The organism is Zhongshania sp., assembly GCF_041584495.1.
Lineage (GTDB): Bacteria > Pseudomonadota > Gammaproteobacteria > Pseudomonadales > Spongiibacteraceae > Spongiibacter.
Window position 1 is genome coordinate 1 of the sequence record NZ_JBFHDY010000218.1, and the last position, 2913, is coordinate 2913.

Sequence of the window (2913 nt, forward strand, 5' to 3'; positions counted from 1 at the left end):
AGCGACGGCGAGGGCTGTTGCGCCGTTGCGAGCGAGAGGGCGGTTAATGGTGACTCAGAGAAGGCGCGGCGGTCAATTTGAATCCGGCCAGCGGGCTTCATTCTTACCTCTAAGCTTCAGTATTCATCAACAATGTCATCAAGCCATTTTTGCTAAGTCGTGGCATTGCATTTTGCCTAATTTGGCTTGGCGGTGCAAAATAGAAGGCCTGGCGCTCAAGAGACAAACACGAGCGCCGGATAATAATCGGGTTGATCCGAAATAAGGCCCACAGCGGGCGTACTCACTACTTAATGCACAGACAGGAATGAATTATGGGACCACTTAGCGGAATACGGATTATTGAGCTAGAAGGGCTAGGGCCCGCGCCCTTTGCGGGCATGATGTTCGCAGACATGGGCGCCGAGGTAATTTCCATTACCCGTAAGTCTGTCGCTGCGGATGCAGCAGTCGCGAATATTATTAGTGAGCGGGGCAAGAAGTCCATTGCGCTGAACTTGAAAGACCCCCGTGGAGTTGAAGCGGTATTGAAGTTGTGTGAGTCAGCTGATGCGTTAATTGAAGGTTTTCGTCCAGGTGTGGCCGAGCGCTTGGGCATTGGTCCTGAGCAATGCTTAGCCCGTAACCCTAAACTGGTATTTGGCCGTATGACGGGTTGGGGGCAGACTGGTCCAATGGCGCAGGCCGCTGGTCACGACATCAATTACATCTCCCTGTCGGGCGCACTGCATGCCATGGGGCGCGCTGGCGACAAACCGGTACCTCCGGCTAATTTGGTGGGTGACTTTGGCGGTGGCGGTATGTTTTTAGCGTTCGGCGTGGTTTCCGCAATTTTAGAAACGAGCCGCAGCGGTAAAGGTCAGGTGGTCGATACGTCAATGGTAGAAGGTTCTGCGGCGTTGATGCACATGATGTACTGCTTCTATAACCAAAATTTTTGGAAAGACGAGCGCGGTGTAAATATGCTGGATACCGGCGCACATTTTTATGAAACCTATGAAACCAGTGACGCGAAATATGTGTCGATTGGTCCTATCGAACCTCAGTTTTACCACATTCTTAAAGAAAAACTTGGTCTAGACGAAGACCGCTTCGGCGCGCAAATGGATACATCACGCTGGCCTGAGCTGAAGCAGAAACTCACCGAAATATTTTTGACCAAAACTCGCGATCAGTGGTGTGAAATATTTGAAGGCTCAGACGCCTGTTTTGCGCCAATACTGTCGATGACCGAAGCGCCAAAACACCCACACAATGTCGCCAGAAAATCCTTTATTGAAGTGGAGGGCCAGATACAGCCGGGGCCGGCGCCTAAATTTAGTCGCACCGCACCTGAGGTGCTCAAGGGGGCACCACGGCCCGGTGGTGACACTGACTCGGTATTAACAGAGCTAGCGGGCTACGATGCCGCAAGCTTGGCCAGTCTGCGTGCTGAAGGTGTTTTAAGCTAAACCTAGGGTTTGGTTTATATCTATTTTAACAGGGCTTTAGCGGCCCTTTTTTATTGGCTGAAATGTATATCCGCAAAATCCGTATTGAGACGGGCGTCGTAATAAGTGCAAGGCAAAGCCTTATCTATGCGCCAGCACGGAGTGAATTATGATTAGTCCTATTATGCTTGCCGAGCGTGGTCTTGTGCCTGATACGTTGCTGCGTAGAGGTATACGGCGAGAGTTAGCAGATCGGTTAGTGCAAGAATACAGTGGTGACTTACATCGCAACGAGGCGCGCCGCCGGCAATTTCGTCGCGAACTTAGTGTCTCCGCCATTGCCATTAAAGCTGGGGAGGCAAATGAACAGCACTACGAAGTACCCGCTGCATTATTCGAGCTTATGCTCGGGCCCTGTTTGAAATACAGCAGTTGCTGGTGGGATGAAAATTGCCAAAGCCTCGCGGATGCCGAGCAAGCCATGCTGGCGATGTATGCCGAAAGGGCGCAGCTCGAAAATGGCCAAAAGATATTGGACTTGGGTTGCGGCTGGGGGAGCTTTACCCTCTGGGCGGCTGCTCGCTACCCCCAGGCGCAAATTACGGCAGTGTCTAACTCTAGTGGTCAGCGGGCATTTATCGAGGCACAAGCCGCGTCGCGTGGATTGAATAATGTAAAAGTTATAACCTGTAACGTGGGCGAATTAACATTATCCGAGCGCTTCGACAGAGTCGTGACCGTAGAAATGCTCGAGCATGTGCGAAATTACCGAGAATTACTCGCTAAAGTCTCTGGCTGGCTAGAACCGAGAGGGCTAATGTTTGTGCACATTTTCTGTCACGCCTACTTACATTACCCCTTTGATGGCGGATGGATGACCGACAACTTCTTCAGTGGTGGTCAAATGCCAGCCTTTGACACCTTAATGCACTTCTCTGAATATATGCGCTTGGTTGACAGTTGGCGGGTCAATGGCGAGCATTACTCCAAAACCCTTGAGGCGTGGTTAATTAAGCTGGATGCCAACAAAGCCCAAGCCTTAAGTATTCTAAAAGATGCACCCAATCCCAAAATTCAGTTCCAGCGTTGGCGGATGTTTATGCTTGCCTGCTCGGAGTTATTTGCTTACCGAGGTGGCCAGGAGTGGTTTGTGGGTCATTATCTTTTAACGCCGGGCCAGTTAGCTGATTAATGAAGATGGTTGAAAAGTGCTTTTAGCGCTGTATTTTAAGGGTTGAATTGTGTTAGAAAATTACCTGAATGCTGTTATATATCAATATCTTGGCGGTTTTTTGAACAGAAATCGCTAATTATGAATTTATTTCACGAAGTCGTTGACAGCGGGGGGCGACATCCATATAGTACGCAGCCTGAAGCGCCCGTAGCTCAGCTGGATAGAGTACCTGGCTACGAACCAGGCGGTCGCACGTTCGAATCGTGCCGGGCGCACCAAACATAAGTCTTTGACTTATATAAAAAAACC

General features: G+C 50.2%; 2 protein-coding genes and 1 tRNA gene. All 3 read left to right on the top strand.

The annotated features are described in order from the left end of the window. The first annotated feature begins 314 nt into the window (after positions 1-314). The 3 genes from ABYP33_RS18285 to ABYP33_RS18295 all read left to right on the top strand — a co-directional run bounded on the left by ABYP33_RS18285 (position 315) and on the right by ABYP33_RS18295 (position 2882). Positions 315-1451, top strand: a complete 1137-nt coding sequence (locus tag ABYP33_RS18285; RefSeq protein ID WP_373092690.1) for a CaiB/BaiF CoA transferase family protein — start codon at positions 315-317, stop codon at positions 1449-1451. Positions 1452-1599: 148 nt separating this feature from the next. After that, complete coding sequence (locus ABYP33_RS18290; RefSeq protein WP_373092692.1) at positions 1600-2622, top strand: cyclopropane-fatty-acyl-phospholipid synthase family protein; 1023 nt, start codon at positions 1600-1602, stop codon at positions 2620-2622. 183 nt (positions 2623-2805) lie between these two features. Next, positions 2806-2882 (top strand) — tRNA-Arg (locus ABYP33_RS18295). Positions 2883-2913 lie beyond the last annotated feature (31 nt).

What these genes read in the sequence shown, in the direction of transcription:
- ABYP33_RS18285 (WP_373092690.1), top strand. Translation starts at nt 315, where the DNA reads ATGGGACCACTTAGCGGAATACGGATTATTGAGCTAGAAGGGCTAGGG.
- ABYP33_RS18290 (WP_373092692.1), top strand. Translation starts at nt 1,600, where the DNA reads ATGATTAGTCCTATTATGCTTGCCGAGCGTGGTCTTGTGCCTGATACG.